Annotated in this window: 17 protein-coding genes; 9 read left to right on the top strand and 8 right to left on the bottom strand. The window is 39.7% G+C overall.

The annotated features are described in order from the left end of the window. The first annotated feature begins 377 nt into the window (after window positions 1-377). Complete coding sequence (locus H6G76_RS21980; protein ID WP_190705603.1) at window positions 378-1,067, top strand: polysaccharide deacetylase family protein; 690 nt, start codon at window positions 378-380, stop codon at window positions 1,065-1,067. Between the two features lie 92 nt (window positions 1,068-1,159). Here H6G76_RS21980 and H6G76_RS21975 read toward each other — a convergent pair whose 3' ends face one another. Then, complete coding sequence (locus H6G76_RS21975; RefSeq protein ID WP_190705534.1) at window positions 1,160-1,504, bottom strand: helix-turn-helix domain-containing protein; 345 nt, start codon at window positions 1,502-1,504, stop codon at window positions 1,160-1,162. A gap of 361 nt (window positions 1,505-1,865) precedes the next feature. After that, complete coding sequence (locus H6G76_RS21970; protein ID WP_190705532.1) at window positions 1,866-2,309, bottom strand: PIN domain-containing protein; 444 nt, start codon at window positions 2,307-2,309, stop codon at window positions 1,866-1,868. Window positions 2,310-2,899: 590 nt separating this feature from the next. Here H6G76_RS21970 and H6G76_RS21965 point away from each other — a divergent pair. Further along, a complete protein-coding gene (locus H6G76_RS21965) occupies window positions 2,900-8,563 on the top strand; it encodes an ATP-binding sensor histidine kinase (protein ID WP_190705600.1) in 5,664 nt (1,887 codons plus the stop codon). Window positions 8,564-8,881: 318 nt separating this feature from the next. Here the strand turns inward: H6G76_RS21965 and H6G76_RS21960 are convergent, their stop codons facing one another. The 4 genes from H6G76_RS21960 to H6G76_RS21945 all read right to left on the bottom strand — a co-directional run bounded on the left by H6G76_RS21960 (window position 8,882) and on the right by H6G76_RS21945 (window position 14,645). After that, a complete protein-coding gene (locus H6G76_RS21960; RefSeq protein ID WP_190705530.1) occupies window positions 8,882-10,261 on the bottom strand; it encodes a cytochrome P450 in 1,380 nt (459 codons plus the stop codon). A 103-nt stretch (window positions 10,262-10,364) separates the two neighbouring features. Beyond that, window positions 10,365-11,333: a terpene synthase family protein gene (locus H6G76_RS21955; protein WP_190705527.1), complete on the bottom strand. Its 969-nt coding sequence runs from the start codon at window positions 11,331-11,333 to the stop codon at window positions 10,365-10,367. A 648-nt stretch (window positions 11,334-11,981) separates the two neighbouring features. After that, window positions 11,982-13,238: a murein transglycosylase A gene (locus H6G76_RS21950; protein WP_190705525.1), complete on the bottom strand. Its 1,257-nt coding sequence runs from the start codon at window positions 13,236-13,238 to the stop codon at window positions 11,982-11,984. A 75-nt stretch (window positions 13,239-13,313) separates the two neighbouring features. Continuing rightward, window positions 13,314-14,645 carry a proton extrusion protein PcxA gene (locus H6G76_RS21945; RefSeq protein WP_397333755.1) on the bottom strand — a complete coding sequence of 444 codons (1,332 nt, stop codon included), beginning with the start codon at window positions 14,643-14,645 and terminating at the stop codon, window positions 13,314-13,316. An 87-nt stretch (window positions 14,646-14,732) separates the two neighbouring features. Between H6G76_RS21945 and H6G76_RS21940 the strand changes: the two genes are divergently transcribed. Further along, entirely contained in the window at window positions 14,733-16,925 is a 2,193-nt protein-coding gene (locus tag H6G76_RS21940; protein WP_190705519.1) for a recombinase family protein, read from the top strand. Window positions 16,926-17,185: 260 nt separating this feature from the next. Next, window positions 17,186-17,851 (top strand): peptide-methionine (S)-S-oxide reductase MsrA, encoded by a 666-nt coding sequence (gene msrA / locus H6G76_RS21935; RefSeq protein ID WP_190705515.1) that lies wholly within the window; start codon window positions 17,186-17,188, stop codon window positions 17,849-17,851. A 167-nt stretch (window positions 17,852-18,018) separates the two neighbouring features. Here msrA and H6G76_RS21930 read toward each other — a convergent pair whose 3' ends face one another. Beyond that, window positions 18,019-19,188: a serine/threonine-protein kinase gene (locus H6G76_RS21930; RefSeq protein ID WP_190705513.1), complete on the bottom strand. Its 1,170-nt coding sequence runs from the start codon at window positions 19,186-19,188 to the stop codon at window positions 18,019-18,021. Window positions 19,189-19,392: 204 nt separating this feature from the next. Between H6G76_RS21930 and H6G76_RS21925 the strand changes: the two genes are divergently transcribed. The 5 genes from H6G76_RS21925 to H6G76_RS21905 all read left to right on the top strand — a co-directional run bounded on the left by H6G76_RS21925 (window position 19,393) and on the right by H6G76_RS21905 (window position 25,192). After that, on the top strand, window positions 19,393-21,582 hold the full coding sequence (locus H6G76_RS21925) for a pentapeptide repeat-containing protein (protein ID WP_190705510.1): 2,190 nt from the start codon (window positions 19,393-19,395) through the stop codon (window positions 21,580-21,582). A gap of 619 nt (window positions 21,583-22,201) precedes the next feature. Beyond that, complete coding sequence (hisD, locus tag H6G76_RS21920) at window positions 22,202-23,491, top strand: histidinol dehydrogenase (protein ID WP_190705509.1); 1,290 nt, start codon at window positions 22,202-22,204, stop codon at window positions 23,489-23,491. Window positions 23,492-23,667: 176 nt separating this feature from the next. Then, the gene (locus tag H6G76_RS21915; protein ID WP_190705505.1) at window positions 23,668-24,438 is read left to right on the top strand and encodes a phosphatase PAP2 family protein; all 771 of its coding nucleotides are present in this window, start codon (window positions 23,668-23,670) and stop codon (window positions 24,436-24,438) included. A gap of 72 nt (window positions 24,439-24,510) precedes the next feature. Continuing rightward, a complete protein-coding gene (locus tag H6G76_RS21910) occupies window positions 24,511-24,834 on the top strand; it encodes a hypothetical protein (protein ID WP_199337476.1) in 324 nt (107 codons plus the stop codon). Further along, complete coding sequence (locus tag H6G76_RS21905) at window positions 24,824-25,192, top strand: pentapeptide repeat-containing protein (protein WP_190705498.1); 369 nt, start codon at window positions 24,824-24,826, stop codon at window positions 25,190-25,192. The genes H6G76_RS21910 and H6G76_RS21905 overlap by 11 nt, the downstream gene beginning before the upstream one ends. 39 nt (window positions 25,193-25,231) lie before the next feature. Here the strand turns inward: H6G76_RS21905 and H6G76_RS21900 are convergent, their stop codons facing one another. Beyond that, window positions 25,232-25,597, bottom strand: a complete 366-nt coding sequence (locus tag H6G76_RS21900; RefSeq protein WP_190705496.1) for a GNAT family N-acetyltransferase — start codon at window positions 25,595-25,597, stop codon at window positions 25,232-25,234. Between the last annotated feature and the right edge of the window lie 82 nt (window positions 25,598-25,679).

Below are 25,679 nucleotides of genomic sequence, written 5' to 3'. Positions count from 1 at the left end.
TTTATAAGTTTAGATGAACGGCTGTAAGGCTTAGGGTTGAACGGTCAAATCCAAAGTAATACTGAAAAATCAGCTACTTGCCCTAAATTCCAAAAGCTATTCAAGTACTTGGGTTTTGCCTTTGCTGAGTGAGCTTCTATTGTCTTATCTGTTGATGTTTAGCTATTTATGCAGATTTTAGAAAAATTATCAGCATTTTTTTTCGTTGAAAGTTTTGCCAATTTTCTTTTAAAAGGTTTAGGTTTGAGACGATATTTTCTCTGTGAACTAATAAAAGAGGGATGAGGAGATGATGGATATTATTGAATCAACAGACTGTTAGCAAATATTGGCAAGATTCTCAAGCTAGACTAGGGAAAGCTACGAAAAGATTAGTAATGCAGTTTGCGCCTCTGTTTCCATTTGTTTATCGGATTCTGCAACCGAGTTTTCCTCGGTGTCTTTGGCATGGCGATCGCAACTCCAAAGCGATCGCACTGACTTTTGACGACGGCCCCCATCCCCAATACACACCCCAGGTATTAAAAGTTTTAGACCGCTACAATATTCCAGCGAGTTTTTTTTGGTTGGGTGTTTGTGTTAATCGTGCGCCAGATGTCGCTAAAGCAGTGAGCGATCGCCATCACTGGATCGGTCTACATGGTTACGATCATCGTTCTTTTCCTTTACTTTCTCCCTATCAACTCAAGGAAAGTTTAGAAAAAACCCAAGCTGCTATCTACGATAGTTGCAACCTACTTCCCGAACAAGTCCGGGATGTTCGACCCCCCAACGGTTTATTTACACCGAAAACTTTACAATTATTCCGTCAATGGAATTACCGTTCGGTGATGTGGAGTGTAGTACCAGAAGACTGGGTAAGGCCAGGAATTACCACTGTGGTGCAGCGAGTTCTCCAGCAAGTACAAAACGGTTCTTTAATTGTTCTGCACGATGGCGTTTGTGGCGGACAAGACGTAGCTGCAACAATAGAAGTCCTGATTCCCCAATTGTTACAACAAGGTTATAAGTTTGTGACAATAGACAGCCTGTGGCAGCAACATCAAACTTTTTCACCTCAGGAGTAAATAATGAAAACTCTACTATGAGTTTACCTACAGTTCCTTCACTAGGGACGGACTGTAGGCTATAACAGTAGTATATTTACGCAATAGAGATGTTAGCTAGATGTAGCTTTGTGTTTTTGAGGCAGTTCATTCTCATGAGTAGTAGCTGAGGTTGGTTCCTCAGTACCCAAGAGTTGATGTACTTCATTTATTGAACTTGGTTTAGCTACAACAGGTGTTTCTAATGGTTCGTTCACATACTCAATTAGGTCTTCTACTTGGCAATTTAAAGCCTTGCAAAACCTAATGATTCTCTCAATATGGTCTGTCCCAGTTCTGCCACTTTCCCAGTTTTGAATAGTGCTTTCAGTCACGCCGACAAGACGCGATAGTTCAAGCTGGGTTAGCCCTGCTCTCTCACGAAGCAAAGCGATCCTCGGTTTTGGCTTATGTTTCACAGCTACAGCACTTTTATCTCAATCTATAGTGCTAGATCCTAGCACCAAACAAAACCTGCGCCTAGAAAATCCTTAAAAAAACTTAGTTTTACACCTAAATACAGGGTCTAGAGGCTAGGGGTTAGGGTTTAGGGGCTAGGGAAGAGAGTTTTTACCGTGATTAGCAGGAAAGAGGGTTAAGGAGTTGAAAGTAAAGATTACTGTATTTATCCCAAGTTGCAATCAAAGATAGTAACTTGGGCTGGGAGTAGGGAGTAGGAATACTATTTCTGACGCAACTTAGTATTAGTAGTGAGACTCATTTTATTAAGAATGCTTAAACAAGTATAAAATCTAGCCTTTAGCCCCCAATCTCTATCCCTTAAAGACATTTTTGTAACTGTCTTTCTAATTTTGCGCGCAACCACAAGTCTGCTACTGACCAAACCCACAGTTGATTTGGTGCTTGAGCAAAATCTTCTGGTTTATGGGTAACGATCGCATCTAGGGCTTGATCAGTGACGCAAACTAACTCGACAGCCGATTCAAAATCTCTCAGAGGTAAAGAGCGTGCTGTTTGCACCATATGCTGATCAACAATACAAATCCTAATTTTTTCTTGTAACCACTCAATTACCATCTCCGCAATTTGTGTATTTTGCAAGCGACTGGTGTAAGCAGCAATTTTTTGCCAGCCAATATCTGTTAAATAGATATGTATTGAGGGATGCCCAGCATCTAATAATTCTCTGACATCTTTGGTTAATTTGTGGCGGTTCATTAAAGCATCTAATATTAAATCGGCATCAACTAAAATCCTGAACACTTTTAACTCCCATTATGGACTGGATGAATGCAGCGAATAAGCATTTAATAAGCTTGTATTTAGGCTGCTGACAATGAAGCATGGTCAGTAGTCAGGTGTTTGGTGGTAAACCAGCGATCGCTGAGATGATTAATCAAGCGAATATCAATATAGACAGGCATTATCTGAATTAGCATTAATTTAAACTTACATAATTAAATACAAGTAAAACTAGGGTGATTTCAGATTTGATGTGCCACTTTAAGATGCACGGAATCATCATGAGTTGAACTACTTTAGTGATGACACGGAACAGTTGTTTTGTTCCCAGAAAAAAATACAATCCATCGCCATCAAGCTCGCCCTTAGAGGGACAGCACCAAAGTTAACAGGGGCGCACTAAATATCATTAAGAGCGCGGGGGAGTAGGGGAGTAGGAGAGTAGGAATACTACTTCTGAACGTAACTTAGTATCAGAAGCTTCAAGGTAATAGCTTTGATTCGCAGCAAGTACGCAATCGACCCAATTAGCGAAAAACAACTTTCGACGTTAAATCATTTAATTTAAAGGGAATACTAAGCACAGTAAAAATATGATGAACACTGCTGCAATGTTAGCCTTATCTGATAAAGCATTCTCTCTTGCTGGATATCGAATCTTAGAACAAATCTATTGTGGCAGCAAGACATTAGTTTATCGCGGTATTAGAGAACAAGACCAAATACCTGTGGTCATTAAACTGATTCGCAGTGAGTATCCTACCTTCAGTGAAATTGCTCAATTCCGTAATCAGTATACAATTACCAAAAACCTCAACTTACCAGGTATAGTTCAACCTCTGTGTTTAGAAAACTATCGCAATGGCTATGCCTTAATCATGGAGGACTTTGGCGGGATATCGCTCAAAGACTTGGTACGGCATAACAAGGTGTTACAAGAATCAGGGTTTACACTTAAAGAATTTTTTCCTATTGTCATTGCGATCGCATCTACCTTAGAAGTATTGCATCGCAGTCGGATTATTCATAAAGATATTAAACCTGCCAACATCCTCATCAACCCCAGTACCCTAGAAGTCAAAATTATCGACTTCAGTATTGCCACTCTTCTGCCAAGAGAAGTTCAACACCTGACAAATCCCAACGTCTTAGAAGGAACACTAGCTTACATATCTCCTGAACAAACAGGCAGAATGAACCGTGGTATTGATTATCGCAGCGATTTTTATTCTTTAGGTGTCACCTTTTTTGAACTCCTGACCGGACAGTTACCCTTCACCAATACTGAACCGATGGAGTTAGTTCACGCTCACATTGCTAAACAACCACCAACCGTCAACCAAATTAATCCTCATCATCCGTCAATTTTGTCGGCAATTGTGAGCAAGTTGATGGCTAAAAATGCCGAAGACCGCTATCAAAGTGCCTACGGACTGAAGTACGATTTAGAAGTTTGCTACAACCAATGGCAAGAAAACGGTAATTTTACCACCTTCGAGTTAGCCACCAAAGATATTTCCGACCGTTTTCTCATCCCAGAAAAACTCTATGGTCGTGAACAAGAAGTTGCTACCTTACTTGCAGCCTTTGAGCGAGTAGCCAAAGGTGCGACAGAAATGATATTAGTCGCTGGTTTCTCTGGGATTGGTAAAACCGCAGTAGTTAATGAAGTACATAAACCAATTGCTAGACAGCAAAGTTATTTCATCAAAGGTAAATTTGATCAATTCCAACGTGATGTTCCCTTATCAGCATTAGTACAAGCTTTTCAGGATTTAATGGAGCAAATCCTGTCAGAAAGTGATGATCAAATTCAACAGTGGAAAGAGAAAATTCTCTTGGTATTGGGTGAACAAGCACAGGTAATTATCGATGTAATTCCTGCACTGGAACAAATTATTGGTAAGCAGCCAGCAGTGCTTGATCTCTCTAGTAACGCTGCTCAAAACCGATTTTATTTATTATTTCAAAGATTCATTCAAGTATTCAGTACTAAAGAGCATCCTCTAGTTATTTTTTTAGATGACTTGCAATGGGCAGACTCAGCTTCTTTGAAGTTTATTCAACTATTGATGAGTCAAACTAATGCCACCAATCAAAACTCTAGCTTAGTTTCTAGAGAAACAAAACAGAACTTATGGACTCCTATATTGGATGGCGAGCCTTGGGAAGTTAATGAAGAAACGAAAGTTACTCAGACTGACGGAGATTTGCTCCTAATTGGTGCATATCGAGACAATGAAGTTTACCCAGCACACCCACTTTGCTTAACATTAAAAGAAATTGAAAAAGCGGGAGCTAATATTCATCAAATTACCCTAGCACCTCTAAATCAAGCTAATTTAAATTTTTTGATTAGTGATACCCTTAGCTGTCATGAAGAAATTTCCATTCCTCTGTGCCAAATGGTGTTTGCCAAGACCAAAGGTAATCCCTTCTTTGCAACTCAATTTCTTAAATCTTTACATCAGGATGGCATAATTAAACTTAACTTTGATGTAGGTTACTGGCAATATGATTTAGCAGCAATCCAGGCATTAGCTCTAACAGATGATGTTGTAGAGTTCATTGCCCAGCAAATAGAGAAGTTGCCAATAATTACGCAAGATGTTTTGAAACTGGCGGCTTGTATTGGTAATGAATTTGACTTAAGAACTCTGGCAATTATCAACGATAAATCTGTATTAGAGACAGCATCTGACTTATGGATAGCTCTACATGAGGGGATAGTGTTACCTCAGACTGAGCTTTATAAGTTATTTCAAAATAGTAATAGTTCAGCAGAAATTCTCAAAAGTGCAAATCATCCAGAATTTGACAATAGTACGTTTCAAGCTCCTAAATACAAATTTATACATGACAGAGTACAACAAGCTGCTTATTCTTTAATTCCCGAACATCAAATAAAGCAAATTCATTTAAAAATTGGCTTATTACTGTTAGAAAATATTCCAGTAGCAGAACGGGGAAACAAGATTTTTCAGCTTGTCAATCAATTCAATACTGCATTAGAACTGATCACTGACCAGACAAAGCGTGATGAAATCGCCCAAATGAATTTTATGGCGGGGCGCAAAGCTTTAACATCTACAGCTTATACAGCAGCCATAAAGTATTTAATGACTGGGATTGAACTCCTCTCATCTGATAGCTGGGAAACACAATATGAATTCACTTTAGCTTTGTATGAAACAGCAGTAGAAGCAGCATACCTAGCTGGTGAATTTGAACAGATGGAGCAATTAGTTGATGTTGTGTTAGCACAAGCTAAAACATTACTAGAAAAAGTCAAAGTTTATGAAGTTAAAATTCAAGCTTACGGCACACAGGATAAAGCACTAGAAGCCGTCAATATTGCACTACCTTTTTTAAAGTTATTAGGAGTAGAATTTTCTAATAATCCCAGTCAGTCTGATTTTCAGATAGCAATGGCAGAAATCACATCAGATTTAAGTGGGAAATGTATTGAAGATTTAATTAATCTACCAGAGATGACAGCCGCGCAACCACTAGCCATAATGCGGATTATCTCTAGTACAATTTCTCCTGCTTATCAAAGTGTGCCTGCACTTTTCCCTTTGCTGATATTTAAGCAAATTAAGTTATCAGTTCAGTATGGTAATGCTTCCTTATCTTCATTCGCGTACCTCAATTACGGAGTTATTCTTTGTTGTGTAATAGAAGATATTGAATCTGGTCATAAATTTGGCAAACTAGCTTTGCTCATTTTGAATAAGTTTAATACGAAAGAAATTGAAGCAAAAATTATTAATTCTTTTAATGCAGTTATTCGGCATTGGAAGGAACACGCCAGAGAAATATTATCATCTCTGCTGGAAGCTTATGCGGCTGGGCTGGAAACAGGAGATTTAGAATATGCTGCCTATTCTCTTTACAATTATTCCTGCTCTTCGTATTTCATCGGTAAAGAACTAACACTGTTAGCACAGGAGATGGCAACCTACAGTTATGCCATTGCCCAAATCAAACAAGAGAGAACATTTCACTGGAATGCCATCTATAGACAAAGTGTCTTAAACTTGCTAGGTCAGGAGAAAAACCCTTGTCTTTTAAAGGGTGAAGCCTACGACGAAGAGAAAATGTTACAGTTTCACCTTTTAAGTAAAGATGGAAGTAGTCTTTTATCTTTATATTTGAGCAAACTATATTTGAGCTACCTATTTCAAGATTTTGCTCAAGCAGTGAACAATGCCGCATTAGCAGGAAAATATTTAGAAAGTGTGACAGGACAACTGCACTTTCCACTTTTCCATTTTTACGATTCTCTAGCAAGAATAGCAATTTATTCTGATGCATCTAATTCTGAAAAAAAACACATTATTGATAAAGTACAAGCTAATCAACAAAAGTTTCAGAAATGGGCGGCTCATGCGCCAATGAATTATTTACACAAATTTTATTTAGTGGAGGCTGAAAGATATCGCGTTACAGGTAATTATATTAAAGCAATAGAATTTTATGATTGTGCCATTTATGGTGCTAAAGAAAATGATTACATTAATGAAGAAGCTTTAGCTAATGAACTGGCGGCTAGATTTTATCTCGAATGGGGCAAAGAAAAAATTGCCCAAACATATCTTACTGATGCTTATTATTGCTATGTTCGTTGGGGAGCAAAAGCCAAAGTTGACGATTTAGCAACACGCTATCCTAAATTACTTCTACCAATACTTCAGCAAGAAAAACTTGGCTTCCAATCCGTTGAAAATACTACTGTTCCTACTTCTGAACCGCTATCACACCAAAGTAGTTACACAACACTCATAGGTTCTAAAACAAGCATTTCTGATTCGCTAGATTTAGCAGTTGTTATTAAGGCTTCTCAAGCACTCTCTGGAGAAATTGAGATGGAGCAACTGCTGGCTACATTAATGCAAGTTGTGATGGAGAATGCCGGAGCTTCTAAATCTGCGTTGATTTTGAGTGAAGACGGAAAGTTAGAATTGAGTGTCATAGCTATTAGTTCTAGTTCAACATCTGCACCTATTTCTACACAGTTTCCATCAATTTCTTTGGAGTCTAGCAACGATGTTCCCATGACATTGATGAAATATGTGAAGCGCACTGGAGAAGTGTTTGTGGTTGATGATGCTAAAACTGTTGATTTCTTAGCAGGCGATCGCTATATTATCCATGAACATCCTAAGAGCCTGTTGTGTATTCCAATTATCAATCAAGGTAAACTGCTGGGAATTCTTTATTTAGAGAATAATTTGACTACAGGTGCATTTACACGCGATCGCGTCGAAATTCTCAAACTTCTCACCACTCAAGCAGCCATTTCTTTAGAGAATGCCATTCTCTACAACAATCTGGCACAAGCGAATCAAAGCTTGGAGGAATACAGCCATAGCTTAGAAGAAAAAGTAGAAGCTAGAACACAAGAATTAAACAAAAAAAATCAACATCTGCAAGAAGCTCTGCAAGAGCTGCAACGCACACAAACCCAATTAGTACAAAGCGAAAAAATGTCTTCTTTGGGTCAAATGGTTGCGGGGATTGCTCATGAAATTAATAATCCAATTAACTTTATTCATGGCAACATTGATCATGCTAGTGAATATGTCCAAGATTTACTAGATTTACTAGCTATATATCAGCAAGAATGTGCCAATCCTTCAGATTTAGTTGAAGCAAAAGCAGCAGAGATTGATGTAGATTTTTTAGCTAAAGATTTGCTTAAAATTCTTGATTCTATGAAGGTTGGTAGTTCCCGGATTCGCAATATAGTTTTAGGTTTACGTAACTTCTCACGCTTGGATGAATCGGAAATGAAGGCTGTTGATATTCATGAAGGTATTGACAACACCTTAATGATTTTGCAGCACCGCTTGAAGGAAAAGAACGATTCTCCGGAAATAGAAGTTATCAAAGAATATGCAAAAATACCCGAAGTTTTTTGTTATGCTGGTCAACTTAATCAGGTATTTATGAATATTGTGAGTAATGCGATCGATGCTTTAGAAGAAAACTCTGAACAATTAACTAAACCACAAATTTGCATTTCTACTGAAATAACAGGCTCAAATACTTTACGAATTCGGATTGCTGATAATGGTTCTGGAATGACAGAAGCAGTCAGGCAGAAAATATTTGATCCATTTTTTACTACTAAACCAGTAGGTAGTGGTACGGGATTAGGATTATCTATTAGTTATCAGGTAGTTGTAGATAAACATAAGGGTCAATTAGCTTGTAATTCTACTCTTGGCAAAGGAACTGAGTTTGTAATTGAAATACCAATCCAACAGTGAAGGGATGTCCTACTGTGTACACACAAGTTATCGAATCGCCACTAGAACATCAATTCAGTAATGCTGGAAGAATCTCTCCTCGTAGGAGAGAGTGCAGGGTGGTTTCATATAATCAGAGAAAAAAGACAACTGTATTTCAAAGCCTCTCCCCTCGTGGGAGAGGTTTGGAGAGGGGTCAAGATCTCTGCTACAAAACAAATCAATCACGACTTATAGATTTTTATTTTTTCGTATGAAATCACCGTGCTTTTCAAGGGGCATTAAAGAGGACAAGGGGATAAAGAGAAATATTTAATACTTTTCAGACATCCTCTGAGATTAATTTGCCATAGGAATTACAGACTTTTGGCGCACACGTCGGTCTTTTATTACCATCTTGACTCCATTGCCTGGGGCTAAAGAGACACCTCGACGTTGAGCTTTTTCTGGTTGCTTACTTTTTAACTGGAGTTGATAGTTAGATAAAATTTTGGCTAATACTAATTTCATCTCAAACATTGCTAGAGCCTCACCTATACAGCGACGAACACCACCCCCAAAGGGCATATATTCATAGGGAGAAAATAGTTTATTGAGAAATCGCTCTGGCTGAAACTTCTCTGGGTCTACATATATACTCTCGCTATGATGAGTGAGATAAATGCCAGCAACTACGATAGTACCAGCCTCTAAGGGATGGCCCAGTAATTCAACAGGTTCCTGTACTACTCTGGGTAAACTCGCCACCAAAACAGGGTATATCCGCAGAGTTTCATTAATGATATTGGTCAAATAAGGCAAATGGAAAATAGTCATGGGATCTGGGTCGTCACCCAGAGTATCCAGTTCTTGAAGTAATTTTTCCCGAACTTCTGGCTGATAATGAATCCAATACAATGCCCAAGCCATTGTCGTTGCAGCAGTTTCATGTCCTCCCAACAACAGGGTCATTAACTCATCACGCAACTCTTCATCAGTCATCCCATTACCTGTTTCATCTCTGGCTGACATCAATAACGAAAGGACATCGATGCGATTAGAATCAGCCTCTTCTCGACGTTCAGCAATTTCAGCGTAAAGTAATTTATCAATCTGCTGTCGTACACGCAGAAACTGTCCCCAAGGACTCCAAGGGCCTAAATCTTGCTGCAAAAAGGGCAATAATAGAAAACCAGAAGCGAGTGGTGACTGAAAGACATCCATCAGCAAAGCTAATAAATGCTTGATTTGATAGTAACGTTCTCCTTCATGTAAGCCAAAAACAGCTTCTAAGATAACTGACAACGATATTTCTTGTGCTAGAGTTCGAGCAGAAAAAGCTTTGTTTAGCGGGAACTGACTCAAGACCTTTTGAGTAATATGACAAATTAAAGAACCATAAGTTCGCATCCGCTCACCGTGAAAGGGAGGCATCAACAATTGTCGGCGTTGTTTGTGGCGATCGCCGTCTAACATCAGTGTTGAAGTATTGCCAATTAAGGGTTGAAAAAGTTTGTTAACTTCACCGAGGGCAGCAAACTTTTTGCGATCATTAGTAAAAATCTGTTGAATACCTGCGGGATGGTTTACAAATACTACTGGACACTCAAAACCCAGTATGTCACCAGTAAAAATATCAGGATATTTTGTAGCTGCATTTTCCAGATATCTAACCGGATCAAGTAACCATTGCCACTTTTGAATAAAAGGCTGAGTTTGGAGCGGATTAGGTAATGACATTGTAATATTTCCTAGTAATCACAAATTGCTCTTATCTGATTAACAAATAGTTAACTATTACTTATTAACAGAATTGCTTTTTGCTGTATATATTTTTAAACATTTAGAGTTTAGCAAGCTCAAGTTTGCCTTGATTTTGATAACGATCAGACTGAAAATACCAATCTAGATTGCCACGTATCCATGAATGTAGTCCTGAAATATATTTTGCAGTTTCATCATCTAATTTTTCTCCAAATGATGGAATAGATGATTCTAAAATAAGTAAGTCTTTTACTTTTTTATCATGCATTTTAGCCGCTAGTTTGACAGCTTCTCCTAAACTAATTTGGTGGTGATAATGTAAGATAAATACTAAATTATGAACATCACCACTTTCTATCTCTCTGCGGGCAGAAAAAATATCGTTACACCAAGAAATAATATTGTTGGTCATTACATTAAGTTGTTTCAAGATGTAATGTTCTCTGATATAGCCAAGATGCTTGATTTCTTGTCCTAGTTCAATTAATGCGAGACAACTATCCACAGCTGAACATAAATTGCGGATCATAATATATGTGTTAACGCTAGGCACAATTCCCTGAGCGCGGTATTGAGCTTGTAAAAAGCATCCTTGAAAATAATTTTGACAACATCTGACAAAGTGTTCATACCATTTTGCATTACCTCTTTGCAAAATTCGTTGTCTTAACTCATTTAAAGCATGACTCAAAGCTATATCTTGGCTTGTCAGTTCGGCTCCCAGCAATATTTCTATAAATCTTTGATGATAAAGATTTATAGCCTCAGGTTGTTTTCCTAAATCTGACATATCACATTGGTCATCCCAAATAAATAACCAGGTGTGCCAATCACTCGTAATTTTGAGAGTTTCTAGCTCACAATAAGGGTAAGTACCTGCTGCTAATAAATAAAATTTCGATTTTGCAAAACGCTGATAAGCTGATTCATTTGCTAGCAAATCAAAGTGGTGTAACCATTTCAAAGAATAATCTTCTAGAACATTACCATATTTATTGATTTGGGATGAAAATGGGCAGTACAAATCGGGAAAAGTTAAATTTTCCATAAACCTCTGTAATAAATACTAAATTCAGAAATGTTTAATAGCAAAAAATTCGATAATTAGCAGCATAGACAAAAGGATTTGCTGCAATTAGTTTATGCAGAAGTAAACTCAGTAATTTAATAATCTTTAATCAGCCTTCTAATAATGCACAACAAAATAGTTGCAAAAATTACCTCTGAGTTTGTAACTTTTTTATGTCTGCATACCTTAGAAAATCGTACTTTGTGTTTTAAAAATCATCTTTTCCAAGGCTGTATTTTGTAGTATTAGTTAAACTTTAATGAGCAGTATTTTTAATAATTATATTTTTCCTATATGCCATTATGTTTAACTTAATTTAAGGCTATTTTGTACAACTTTACTATTTAAAACCCAACTGTCTTTATTATTGCTTTATACTGAGGAAAAGATAACTGTAGTTTTCAGTATTTAGTAAGTTTAATTAATTTTTTATTTACACTATAATTACAGTAGAAAAATCTGAGATTTTTTGATATACAGCAATCCTATTTAATTTACAAACTAGTCGTGGAGGCAGGCAATAGGAACTCTTGCAAAAGATTTGTTTGGATATCCTCCACGGTTTGCTATAGATAGTTTTTCATAACAAAATTTTATCTTTTGAGTTAAATGTTCCTAGAGTTTTTTCTATGGTGTGGGCTTTATTAATAGATAAAATAATTGTCCATTGCTAACTGTCACCCCAGCCCTCTCGCCTGCTATTTTCCCAGTCCCTAAAAAATAATCGACTCTCCCGGCACCTTTAATTGCACCGCCTGTGTCCTGGTCAAGCACGTATCTGCTAACAATTCGATGTTGCATTTCGCCGTTAGCGGTAACAAAGGGAAAAGCGGCGCGAATTAAAGCTAAAGCACCGGGAGGCATGAGAGATTTATCTGTAGCAATGGAGCGTTCGGCTGTGAGTGGTACATTGATAGAACCTTGGGCTGGTGCGCCGTGGTTTTCTTGAAAAAAGACAAAGCTAGGATCGCGGGGAATATAAATATTTAATTCTGGGGGATGCTGTTGAAAATAATCGAGGATAATTGGCATCGTCATCCCCTGTAAAGGCAGTTTGCCATCGTTGGCAAGTTCTCGCCCAATACTTTTGTAGTTATAACCTGTATTGCCGGCGTAACCGATACTTGTTTGGGTTCCATCGGTTAACTGAAGTTTTGCCGAACCTTGAATTTGAATCATATAAGGTTCAAGGCGATCGCGCAACCAAAATAATTCTGTTCCTTTTAATTTGCCTTTTGCAGCTTGTAAGCCGTCTGCGCCTTCTAATTGGCTGCGGGTAGGATGAGGCTGAGGCCAATTGTTGAAATCAGGGGGTAATCGATAAACAGGATAGCGAAATTCTGCTGTCGGCACACGACTAGCAATATATAGTGGCTCATAATAAGCAGTAAACAAAACTGTGCCTTTTTGGTCTTTACCTACTGACTGATAATAGACAAACTCTTTTTCTATAGCTGCATGAAGTTCTGTGGCAGATTGAGAGTTAACTAATAGTTCGCGGAATCTTTGTAAACTTTTAATGATGCGATCGCGTGTAATTTCTTTTACCGGATAGCTTTGATAAGTTGCAACAGCTTGAGGTGTTTGGAGATATTTTAAACTGCGGTCAATAGAGGTTACAAGTGCTTTTTTTTGGGCTAAATTGCTGTTGTCTTCTTGGTAGAGAACTTGATCTAAACAAGATAAGTCAGTTTGACAACAAGTAATTGGCGATCTTTGGATGAGTGGTTGTAGTTTACTTGGTAAAGACCCTGGGATATTCCACTTACTGATTTGACATTCTAATGGACTAAGTTCCCTGTGTCCTAATGGTGGTATCTGCACTCCAAAAACGAACAGAATTAAGGGGATGTTGATGCTGATAGTCGCTAAGTGGTATCTCATCCAAAAAATTGATATAGCAATCAAAGTATAGGTTAGGGCATCTAAATCTGTAACCTGTAAGCTATCCCCTACTATTTACTCGTTCATATTGCGGTAGGTAGCAACAGCAGAAGGCGAAATACGGTTGAGGTAACGGAATATCCAGTATTTAAAAATGGTATCTAAAATCACTGGAAATGTAGCAATAAATAAGAAGATAAAATCTCGGTTGGCAGGTAAACCCCAATGACGAGATATGCCTTCTAAAATCACTTCCCAACCGTGGGGCGAGTGAAATCCCACAAATACATCGGTAAACAAAATGATAATAAATGCTTTGGCACTATCACTCAGCCCATAAACTACATTATCAAAGAATTCTTTAAGAACTGCGATCGCTGGCTTACTTACAAGTAACAGCCAAATGAAAGCCACAACAGAAAACATATCCGAAAAAACATTTTTAATGGCGTTGGCACTTTCACCGCGAAATTCTTCAGCCAGTTCTTCCGCCTTTTCTTTCAGGCGATTTTCTAATTCTTCCCCTGAAATGGGTGGATGATTAAAAATCAAACTTTCAAATTTGACTCTCTCTTCAAACCTGTGCAACTCTGCTAAGGCTTCTTCTTCCATTTCAACATTTATGAAGACATTTGTTGCTTCGGCAGGTCTAAAATGGTTAATTAATGGCCCGACAACTAAAGTTTTCGCCAGTTGATGAGTTAACAGGGGTACAATAATCAGTAACAATATAAATCTGATAGATATAATTGTTCGTCTTTGTGCTTGACGAAAGTTTTGTACAACATCCTGCTCTGAATTAGGATCTAACTCAACTTGAAGACGGGCGATCGTGCTTAAAATTGAACGTGGTAATATACCTGTTGTATTAGCTTTGCCAAGAGGTTTTTGTTTCGGTCTGGGAATTTGTTCGACATTTTTATTTGGTAATATTACGGGTGATGGTTCCATCTTCGCACCATCAAATTTAACTATTTGTTGTGGTTTAATTACATCTACAACAGGCTCATCAATATCGGATATCGTATATTTTGATATGACTTCATCAATGAATCTTAGCTTTTCTAAAGTTACAGCAGGGCTTGGATATTCTATACCTGTTTTTCGTGCAGCTTTTTGATTAGATTCGTTAGAAAACCAGCGACTAGCTCGAAACTCTGTCAGCCGCATCCGGGCAATTTTTAACTGTTTTCGCAAATCTATCTCAAAATAATCCATTACACTGCTGCTATAGCCGCTTGAGGTCGCATCTACCTGCTTACCATTGAAATGTTCATCTTCTATGGCTTTAATGTGTAATGCTGCTTTATATGCTTCATCAAGAGAACGCTGTGGTGTGAGTAAATACCAACGGTAAGCAGCTAGTAAGTAAGAGTAAATTTTTTGGCTAAACGCAAAGTTATTCATCGTAGGCAATCATCCAGCCTTTTTTAGTACTTCTTAACCCTAAATTAACGCACGAGCTATACTAACAAATCTACAAGGAGAATGTTTGTGGTTTCTCATTCTGTTTGGATTGTCGGCACTAGTCGCAGTGGTAAGACAACTCGCTTGGTAGAGCATTTTTGTCGCTGGCTGCAAATCGAGCATCATAACAATGAATTATTTTATACTAAAAAACGAGGTCAGAAAGCAGGTACATCTATACCGAAAACGCTGGCTTTGAAGCAAGCAGAAGCAGGAGTCTTAGTTTTAGCCGCCAATGATGACAATCGCCGCGAGTTGGCTGATAAAATAGTTACCAAAACTTTAGGAAAATATCCAATTAGGGGTAAAACTCCGTTGGGATTTTTTCAAGATGAGGTAATTTTATTTTGGCCTTTATTGATTGAGTTGTTAAATTTAAAAGCTCAATTTCCGGTAAGACTGCGCCCAGAAACCGAACAGGAATTAGCAACAAAACTGTGGCGTGAGCAATTGGATGCGGAAGTTTTGCAGCGCGCGGGAGTGAATGAGTACCGTTTCGTGCGACGGATTTTAGACTTATTGCAGTTAGCCGCTTACAGTGGTAAACCTTGCGAAGCCATTGCTGAGGTTTTAGAAACGGGCTTAGAAGAAAGTGGCGTAAATCTAGAGCCGGAATTTTTAGCATCTTTGCTGCTAGATTGGCGTAACTGGTGTTTAGAACGAGGCTTACTAACCTATGGAATTATAACTGAACTCTACACTCAGCATTTATTAAGCGATCGCCATTACCAAGAACGCCTCAAACAAAGATATCAAGCAATTCTCGCTGATGATGTTGATGAATATCCGGGGGTAGCACGTCAGCTGTTTGAGACACTTCTCGCTCAAGGTGCTATTGGCGCATTTAGTTACAATCCTGATGGTGCAATACGCCTGGGATTAGGGGCAGATCCTAATTATATGGAAGGGTTGGCAAGGCACTGTCGAATAGAAACTTTGTATGAGCCAGTTCAACCATCATTAGCAGATAGACTCGCTACACCAATGGTAGATTTTATTACCCAACCAATGGTGATGGTCGAGTTACCGGGAATAGTGCAGTCGATTCAAATGACATCCCGTGCAGAGATCCTGCGAAAAACAGCCGAGGTGATAGGCAAGGCAATTAAGTTAGGACAAGTACAACCAGAAGAAGTAGCAATTATAGCACCAGGTTTGGATGCGATCGCCCGTTACACCCTGACAGAAATTCTGACCAAGCAAAATATCCCCGTCGAATCACTCAACGACCAACGCCCCTTGATTAGTTCACCGATGATTCGGGCTTTGCTGACCATGTTGGCACTAGTTTATCCTGGCTTGGGACGCTTAGTAGACCGAGATGCAGTGGCGGAGATGTTGCTGGTACTGAGTAGGAAGGGGAGCAGGGGAGCCGGGGAGCAGGGGGGAGTATTTAATCAGCAGTCATTTAGCAGTCAGATTGACCCGGTACGTGCTGGTTTAATTGCTGATTACTGCTTTGTACCGCATCCTGAGCGTCCTAATTTGTTACCTGTAACATCCTTTGAGCGTTGGGATAGAATCGGCTATGCAGCGACCACAGCTTATAGTGAGATATTACAGTGGATTGAACGGCAGCGATCGCAACAAGAACAGCGTTTAATTCCTAGCCCAATTTCTTTGTTATATCTGGCAATTCAAGATTTTCTGTGCAAAGACAGTAACCCACCCTACGACCAAATGGCAGCACTGCGCGAATTGCTAGAAACTGCCCAGCATTATTGGGAAATTGATACGAGGTTAAGGCAAGAAAGCAGAGGAGCAGGGGAGCAATATTTACTCAGCAATACTTTAGCGGAATTTATTCAATTGTTGCGGCGTGGTACGATTACTGCCAATCCTTACCCACTGCGCCCTATCGGCCCAGCGAAAAAAGCAGTCACCTTAGCTACTATTTTCCAATATCGTTCGAGTCGGCGATCGCATCGTTGGCATTTTTGGCTAGATGCTGGTTCACCGTTGTGGGCGAAAGGTGGTGCAGCCACTTTATTTGGTGCGCCGTTATTTTTGCGAGACAGGCTAGGTCAACCTTGGACAGCAGAGGATGAAAAATTAACCGAACAAGAAAGGCTAAAGCGAATTTTGGCAGATTTATTGTCGCGTGTATCTGACAAAGTTTATTTGTGTCACAGCGATTTAGCCGTCAACGGACAAGAACAACTAGGGCCTCTGTTACCCTTGGTGCATACCTCTGTTTCCGTTGTTTCTGATGTAGCTTGATACAGCAGGCAACAGGCAACAGGCAATAGGCAATAGGGTTGAAAGTCTGTTCCATCTTCAGACACGCAGGGACTTGGACAGGTGATGACTTCGATGAATGTCTTCAGTCTGTTTAGGCAACTCGTGGTAAAGCCAAGTTCGATGATAATTTAATTCTTTTTGAGTACTGGAGGTGAAGTAGTAATATCCGTAGCGATCGCCAGAATCGTTAAAATATTAACTACAGTAAAGATGTATATCAAACAGCAGAGTTAGAACCAATGGTGCTATTTGGATTTGGTAAAAAAAAGCTGGCTCTCCCCACTCCTGAAGAAGCGTTGCCAGGACGAGCTAAGGAAATGCCTGTACCTGCAAATCACTATGTGAATAATAATCCTCTAAAACCGCCGTTTCCCCAAGGCATGGAGCAAGTGGTATTTGGGTTGGGCTGTTTTTGGGGTGCAGAACGTAAATTTTGGCAACTCCCTGGAGTTTACACCACTGCTGTCGGTTATGCTGCTGGCGTTACACCTAACCCTAGCTACGAAGAAGTTTGTACTGGCATGACTGGTCACAATGAGGTTGTCTTAGTTGTATTTGACCCTCAAATTATTAGTTATGCCCAACTACTAAAAGTTTTTTGGGAAAGCCACAACCCCACCCAAGGAATGCGCCAAGGTAATGACGTTGGCACACAATACCGTTCGGGGATTTATGTCTATTCCCAAAGCCAAAAACAGCAAGCAGAAGCATCAAAAGAAGCTTATCAGCAAGCACTGACTAGCTCAGGTTATGGCGAGATTACTACAGAAATTTTAGATGCACCACAGTTTTACTACGCTGAAGCTTATCATCAGCAGTATCTAGCTAAAAATCCCAATGGCTATTGTGGTTTAGGCGGGACAAATGTTGCTTGTCCTGTGGGTGTATTTGAGACACAAGCCTAAGAGGGCAGAAGGTTAGGGGAGCAGGGGAGCAGAGGAGCAGGGGAGAATATTTACTCAGCACCCAGTTCTCTCAAATCAGAAGGCAAAAGAGAAATTCTTGATTTATCTACCTTGTCTTCCTTTTCCTCCTTGTCTCTGTCTTTCCTTACCCCCTATTTCCTACTCCCTTACAGTATTGATTTGAGCGTCACAAGCATCATTAGCCATAAAACCATACTAAAGGGTGCGCCAATGAGAATTCCAGCGATCGCCCAACCGCGTTGATGTTCTTTAAAATGTTCGATACTGCGCCATTGTCTGCTTTTCCAAGCCCATTCATTGCCTTTTGCACCCATAGTGATCGCCATAACCCAACTAATTTGTGGTACAAAGCAGAATAAGCCACACCATACCTGATTAGTCCACAGCCAAAACCAAGGCAATAAAAAAGCACCCCAATTCCAACCCAAAATTTCTTCCGGTACGGGTTCAAGAGAATTTATTCCACAACCAGAATTATTAATGAGCTTTTGGCTAACAGGTTTGATAGCCAAGCCAGATTTTAATGTATCCAGTGCTTGACGAGCATTACGAAAGCGTTTTTCTGGCGCAGGTTCGGTCAGCTTTTGCAACCACTGCACAAAACTAGGACTTAAACTAACTTGGTCAGCAAATTGTAAGCGCAAATCTTTTTGAGGTAAATCACCAGGAGGAACACCAGTTAATAAATGAATTAAAGACGCTCCCAGCGCATAAAGGTCAGATGCAGGCACAGCCCGACCACCAAATTGTTCCATTGGGGCATAACCATAAGTACCCACAACGGTAAAAGTCACGCCTTCTTTAGCCGCTTTATCTTGTACTGCACCGAAATCTACTAAATATACATGATTATCTTCACCCCATATTAAGTTACTCGGCTTAATATCCCGATGCAACACCCCAGGGTTCAATTCATGCAGATATATCAGAATATTTAAAACCTCAATTGCAATTTTTTTGGCTTGCTTTTCTGTACATCTTTTACCAAATGCTAATTTTTCTTTGAGCGATTCCCCAGGAATATATTCTTGTACTAAGCCAAACCATAAGGTGCGGTCATCAACACAAAAATAATCAATGTATTGCGGAATGCGCGGGTGTTTTAGCTGTTTGAGAACTTGTGCTTCCCTCTCAAACAACTTCAAGTCATCCCACTGGACAGTTCCACCAAAGGCCAAGAGTTTAACCACAACTAGTGATTCTTCTCCATCAGCAACTTGTAAATCTTTGGCTAGCCAAGTTTGGCGAATGCCATTATTTCCAAGTTGCCGTTGAATTTGATAACGGTGGTGTAATATCTGTTCTATTTGCAGCATCTAACACCTGCTGGCAATTTACGCTAAGGTGATTCCCCTACTATTCCAGGATAAACATTACATAGAGAATTTGGGGGCAGATGTTTACTAAAAAGAACTTAACATCTGAAATAACTGTGGTTTATTTGCTAAAACTCGGCTTATTATCAAAAATCTAACTTATATTTCAATTCATAAACTTGAGCTTGATATTAGTTAAAACTTATGCAAAGCTGGTTTAAAAAAAATTGGCAATTAATCTTGGCGTTGTGTCTAATTTTTACGACTCTGTTGATTCCATCACCTGTTTTAGCCGCACAGACCCTAGAACGCACGCCTCTAACTGGAGAAGTTTTGCAAGAGAGACTACGTACACCCATACTCCGCGAAGGTAATTTAACTGTAGATTTGCGGCAAATGGTGATTGATTTACGTCCGGAAAATGCCAGTTTTCGTGATAGTTTTTATCAGTTATTGCGTAAAGAATTACAAAAAACTAGTAATAAACCTTTGGGTTTAGACCTCAGCTATTCTTTAATTCAGGGAGATTTTTTAGGGAGCGAATTGGCTTTACGTACACCTTTATATGTGCAAGCGATCGCACCGATTTTTACTCCAACAGAACAAGAACAATTAGAAAGTTTACGTTTGGTTTGTTTACAATCCCTAGCGATCGCTTTACCTACCTCTAAAGATTGTCGCTCACTTTTGGCAACTGATGCCAATACCTCTGGAGAAATTAATGTTTTTCGCGGTACTTTAACCCTAGTTAACACTCGGTTTAATGGGCAAGTACAGTTTCCCAATACTTTTTTTCTCCAGTCTGTAGATGCCCAAAACGCCATATTTTTGCAACCTACAAATTGGAGTGCTGCCAGATTTAGCCGTATTGTTAGCTTTACGGGTGCTACTTTTCGTCAACCTAGCAACTTTCAGGGCAGTATTTTTTTTGATAAAGCTAATTTTAAACAAGTGCAATTTCAAGAACAGGCTGATTTTCAAGGTAGCATTTTTGAGGATGCAGCTAACTTTAGCCAAGCATTGTTTAAGCAGTTAACTAAATTTAGCTATGTGCAGTGGCAAGGAAATGCTAATTTTTCTGAGGTTCGCTTTGCGAATCAAGCACAGTTTACCAAAGCTAATTTTAATCAAATTTTATCGCTGGCAGATGCTACTTTTGAACAAGCTGTTATCTTTCGTGAAGCCCAATTTGAGCAGCCAGTCAATTTGCGGGGTGCTGCTATTCTGAATCTAGCAGATTTTAGTGATGCAAGTTTTAGCAAAACTGCTTTTTTAAGCGTTCCAGGTTTAAGTTTTAACTCAAACCAATCAAAAATTTTAGGCAATCTTGGACAGATTGGTAAAATGTTTTGCGTACCAAACTTACAAGGTAATCAAAATGTTTTAAGAAATTTAGGACAAAATTTTCGGCAGCAACAGCAAATTGCTGATGCTAATCAATTGGAATATACAAAGCAGCATTTACGGTTAGTGCAATTAAGTCAACGTTTGGTTAGAACTAATATTAATAATGCTTCCATAAATAGGTTAATCAATTTAGGATTTTCAGCAACTCAAGCCGAAGCCATATCTAATCGTCGTGCTGTTCAACCTTTCCGCAATAGCAGCGAATTACTAACTTTAGCAGATATTGATTTAGAAACATATAATAAACTGAGCGATCGCCTCAGTTTTGGTGAACCCCTTTCTTTGGGTAATTGGTTATTACAAGCCTGGAGTTGGCTGGCGTTGAGTGTGCTATTGCTATTAAGTGGCTATGGCACAAATTTTTGGTTAGCTTTTGGTGTGGGTGGTGTTGCGATCGCTTATTTTGGTTTACTATTTTGGCTAGTAGATCGTTACCGCCGTCTGCGTCCTGTACCAATTATTCCCACATACTACGAGACTGTATCAATATTGATGGGTTTTACTGGCTTAGAATTTTTGAGTTTGTTAGCGATTTTTCGGAATGCCGAACAACCTTGGCTTACTTTGGGATGTTTATTAATTATTATTATCCCTTTGCCAATGACGTTAATAATTAGACTATATCAACAGGGACGCTATCACGACTTAATGGATGTTTCGTACTTCACAGAAGACGGAACTTTTCGCCAGTTGAGATTATTAATTGGTCGTTTACCAGTAATTCCCAGAAACCAGACATTTCGGGAAAGATATATGCCATTATTGGGCGATCGCAAATGGAATTGGTTGAACTATTATGACTTTAGTTTGAACAACTTAGTCAGATTGGGATTTAATGATATTCGCCTGCGCGACCAACATCTACCAGGAATTGTGGCTACTCTGGCTTGGTATCAATGGAGTTTAGGCATACTATATATTACCTTGATTTTGTGGACGCTTTCGCGCACCATACCAGGGTTGAATTTGTTGATTTATCTCAAATAAGCTGCATCTGGCTGGTGTTCAACAAGAGGATGTTTGAAAATTTATCTTTTTGGTGTAACAAAACATCGCCCTGCACTATTAAGTAAAACAGCGTAAATATTTATACAGGAATCTAATTTGATTACTGAACATACTTGTGTAGAGAGGCAACAGGCAATAGGCAATAGGGAACATGAAAGAAGGAATAAAAGGATACTGAGTTTTTTTCAGAAATCAAATATGAATCCTATAGTTGAGATAAAGCAGCAGGAAAAAGGGTTTTAGCTTAATTAAATTTTTTGAACATAGTTTAGTTTGTTCACACTGACTTGCTTAATGCATCGCCTCACACTGTTAATGTATCGCCTTAGATTGTTAATGCATCGCCTTAGATTGTTAATGTATCGCCTTACATTGTTAATGCATCGCCTTAGATTGTTAATGCATTGCCTTACATTGTTAATGTATCGCCTTACATTGTTAATGCATCTACTGGTAAAAATTAACCCGCTTGACTGGCGGCTTTAAAAGACTTTTGTGTAGACGGTAGCCCTTGTGAAAGGCAGCTAGGGGAGATCAATAAGTGCCTTGTCGCTCTACACTAAATAAATATTGACCTTACTGTTGCAAAGTACTGTCCATGCTATTCCTTCAGACTACCAACCAAGACTTTTCTGTTAAATTTCAAGCCTTAGTGAGCGATCGCCGCGAAGCAACGGTTGATGTTAGTGGTACAGTACATGGTATTCTCGCCGATGTAAAAGCGCGGGGTGATGCCGCAGTTAAGGAATATACGACTCGTTTTGACCATTTCAGCCCGGAATCTTTGCATTTAAGTGCCGATTTTATTGCCGAACAAGCCGCTAAATGTCCGACTGATGTGAAAGCAGCCTTAGAATTAGCAGCAGAACGTATCGGTGCTTTCCACCAAAAACAATTGCCCCAAGATATTGGCTACACCGATACCGTCGGCGTAAAACTAGGGTTAAATTGGGTTTCCCTGTCGCAAGTTGGGATTTACGTTCCCGGAGGACGCGCCAGTTATCCTAGTTCGGTACTCATGAATGCCTTACCTGCCAAAATCGCAGGTGTGGAACGCATTGTGATGACTGTACCAATGCCACGCGGTGAAATTAACCCCGCAGTTTTAGCAGCTGCCCAAGTCGCTGGCGTAACGGAAATATATAGTATTGGTGGGGCGCAAGCAGTCGCCGCCCTCGCCTACGGTACAGAAACCCTGACTCCTGTAGATAAAATTGTTGGCCCTGGTAATGCTTATGTAGCGGAAGCCAAACGTCAGGTCTTTGGGACTGTAGGTATTGACAGCATCGCCGGGCCTTCCGAAATTTTAGTTGTCGCTGACGATAAAAATAACCCTGAGTGGATAGCTTGGGATTTATTATCGCAAGCAGAACACGACCCCAACGCCCAATCAATTTTAATTACTGATTCTGAAAGCTTCGCCCAACAAGTTATCGCCGCAGTTGAAAAAGTTCTCACCAATTTGCCTAGTAAAGAAGTAGCGAGCGCTAGTTGGCAAAATCACGGTGCAGTCATTGTAGTAGGTGACTTGGCTCAAAGTATACCACTACTAAATCAACTGGCTCCTGAACACGTCGAATTGTGCGTTGATAACCCGCAAATACTAGCGAGTCAAATTAAATGTGCTGGTAGTCTGTTTTTAGGACGCTACACCCCAGAAGCCATCGGTGATTATTTAGGCGGCCCTAACCATGTTTTACCTACTTCCCGTTCGGCGCGGTTTGCTTCTGGGTTGAGTGTGTACGACTTCCTCAAGCGCATTACTTATTTAGAATGCAATCAAGCAGCGTTGCAAGAAATTGGTAAAGCTGCTGTGATTTTAGCAGAGGCGGAAGGTTTACCAGCCCATGCAGGTAGCGTAGCTGTGCGTTTACAATCACAAAGTTAGAGGATGTTTTAAAAGTCACTAGTGATGTATCAAATATTTTTAGCTCCCCCTAAATCCCCCTTAAAAAAGGGGGACTTGTTATTCCCCCCTTGTTAAGGGGGTTAGGGGGATCTTGATAGAGTCTGGTGCTTAAAAATCCTTGTATTCATCTCTTTTACAAAGGCACAAAAGCTGATATGGAAGCAGAGAAAATATCTCCAGCAAAGAGTAGGACACTTGTTTCTTTTATCAAAAATTTGCTGGTTGCCCGTTGGCGATCGCTAGCATTATTATTTGTTGGTATATATCTACCATTACAAATATTCCAAATCCTAGCCGCCCAAGTGTGGCAATATCAAGCGGGCTTTCCTTGGGATGTGCCAGTACTTTTGGCAGTTCACTCTACAGCTAACCCACAATTAGATGCGTTGGCGGTGGTGTTAACTAAATTAGGCTCATTTTGGACTGTATTGCCAATTTTAATTACCGTTGCAATTATTTTAATCTGGCAAAAACATTGGCGATCGCTAGTTTTCTTACTCATCACTGCCTTAGGAAGCACCTTCATCAACCGCACAGCTAAAGAATTATGGCATCGCTTACGCCCTGATTTGTGGACATCTCTAGCACCAGAGTTAGATTTTGCTTTTCCTAGTGGTCATGCCATGACGAGTACAACCTTGGCTATGATTGTGTTGGTTTTAGCTTGGCGGAGTTCCTGGCGTTGGGTAGCGTTAATTTTTGGCACGTTGTATGTTTTAACTGTTGCCTGGACAAGGCTTTATTTGGGTGTTCACTTTCCTAGTGATATTATTGCTGGCTGGATGGCGGCGATCGCTTGGGGAACAGGTGTAAGTATAATTATTAAGCCGTATCTGGTGAAAACTGTACCTGTTGCTGGCGTGCAACCTGCGGGTGAAACATCTCTTTTACCTGAAGAAAAAGACAAATTAGCCGCTAAAGAATAAAATTAACCAAAGAATGCTCGTACCTCAGCCAGCCAGAGAGTATCTTGGAAATATAAGTTTGATACTTGTGGAATGGCGATCGTGAATACACAAGAATTCCTACGATTAATTGACAAACTGGGGCAATGTCCCCAAACCCTACCAAAAGCATTGCAAGCCCTGTGGTATGAAAAAAAAGGCAATTGGAACCAAGCACATGAAATAGTACAAAATCTCAGCGATGCTGATAGTGCTTGGGTTCATGCTTACCTCCACCGCAAAGAAGGCGATATACATAATGCGCGTTACTGGTATCGCCGCAGCAGTCAGCCAGAGTTTATCGGCGAACTCAACCAGGAATGGGAACAAATTACTTCTCAATTACTGAAGAAGGTTAACTCAACTCATGGATGCTGAACAACTCAAACAACGTTACGCCGCAGGAGAAAGGTATTTTAGCGCAGCAAATTTAAGTGGAGTTAAATTAATTGCTGCTGATTTACCAGGAATTAATTTATGGGGAGCAGACTTAAGCGGAGCTAATCTAGCAAAAGCTAAACTCTGGGGAGCAGACTTGAGTCAGGCTAATCTAGCAAAGGCAAATTTAACCAGAGCTAATTTATCTGGTGTCAAATTGAAAGATGCGAATTTGCGAGGAGCGAAACTTAACTTCGCCAAGCTGTATGGCGCAGATTTAACTGGTGCTTGTTATGATGACAGCACCCGCTTTACTAGTGGTTTTGACCCAGTTAGTCATAATATGCGAAAGTTTTGATGTGGCAGGATTTGAATACCAATAATCTGCTAAATTCTATTATTCATGTTGAAGTCGCAGCGATCGCATATCTTTGAACAGGTATGCGATTTCAACTAGCCCAACTTTGCCAAACTCTTGTTGTTTTTCATCGACCTGCAAACCACCAAGGCTTTGATAAAATTGGCAAGCTGGGTTATCAGCCAGCACCCAAACTAACATCGAATTAATGCCTAACTTAACTAGTTTTGTGGCTACCTGAGTCATCAGGCGATAGCCTAAACCTTGGCGTTGGTAGGTTTGCAAAATATAAATAGCGTACAATTCACCGCAATTTAGGTACTTGCCAGTACGTTCTCGACCTCCACTTGCAAAACCCACGATTTGCCCAGTTTCATTCTCAACAATATAGAACCCATTTGACATCTTAGGAAGAACCTGCAAGCCTCTTAATCATGAGCCTGATGAAGCAGAGGTTGAGTTTGGCAGTGGCACTAGCTAGAGTTCG

This window comes from Nostoc sp. FACHB-152 (assembly GCF_014697475.1).
GTDB lineage: Bacteria > Cyanobacteriota > Cyanobacteriia > Cyanobacteriales > Nostocaceae > Nostoc_B.
This window is presented reverse-complemented; position numbering and strand designations above follow the sequence as displayed.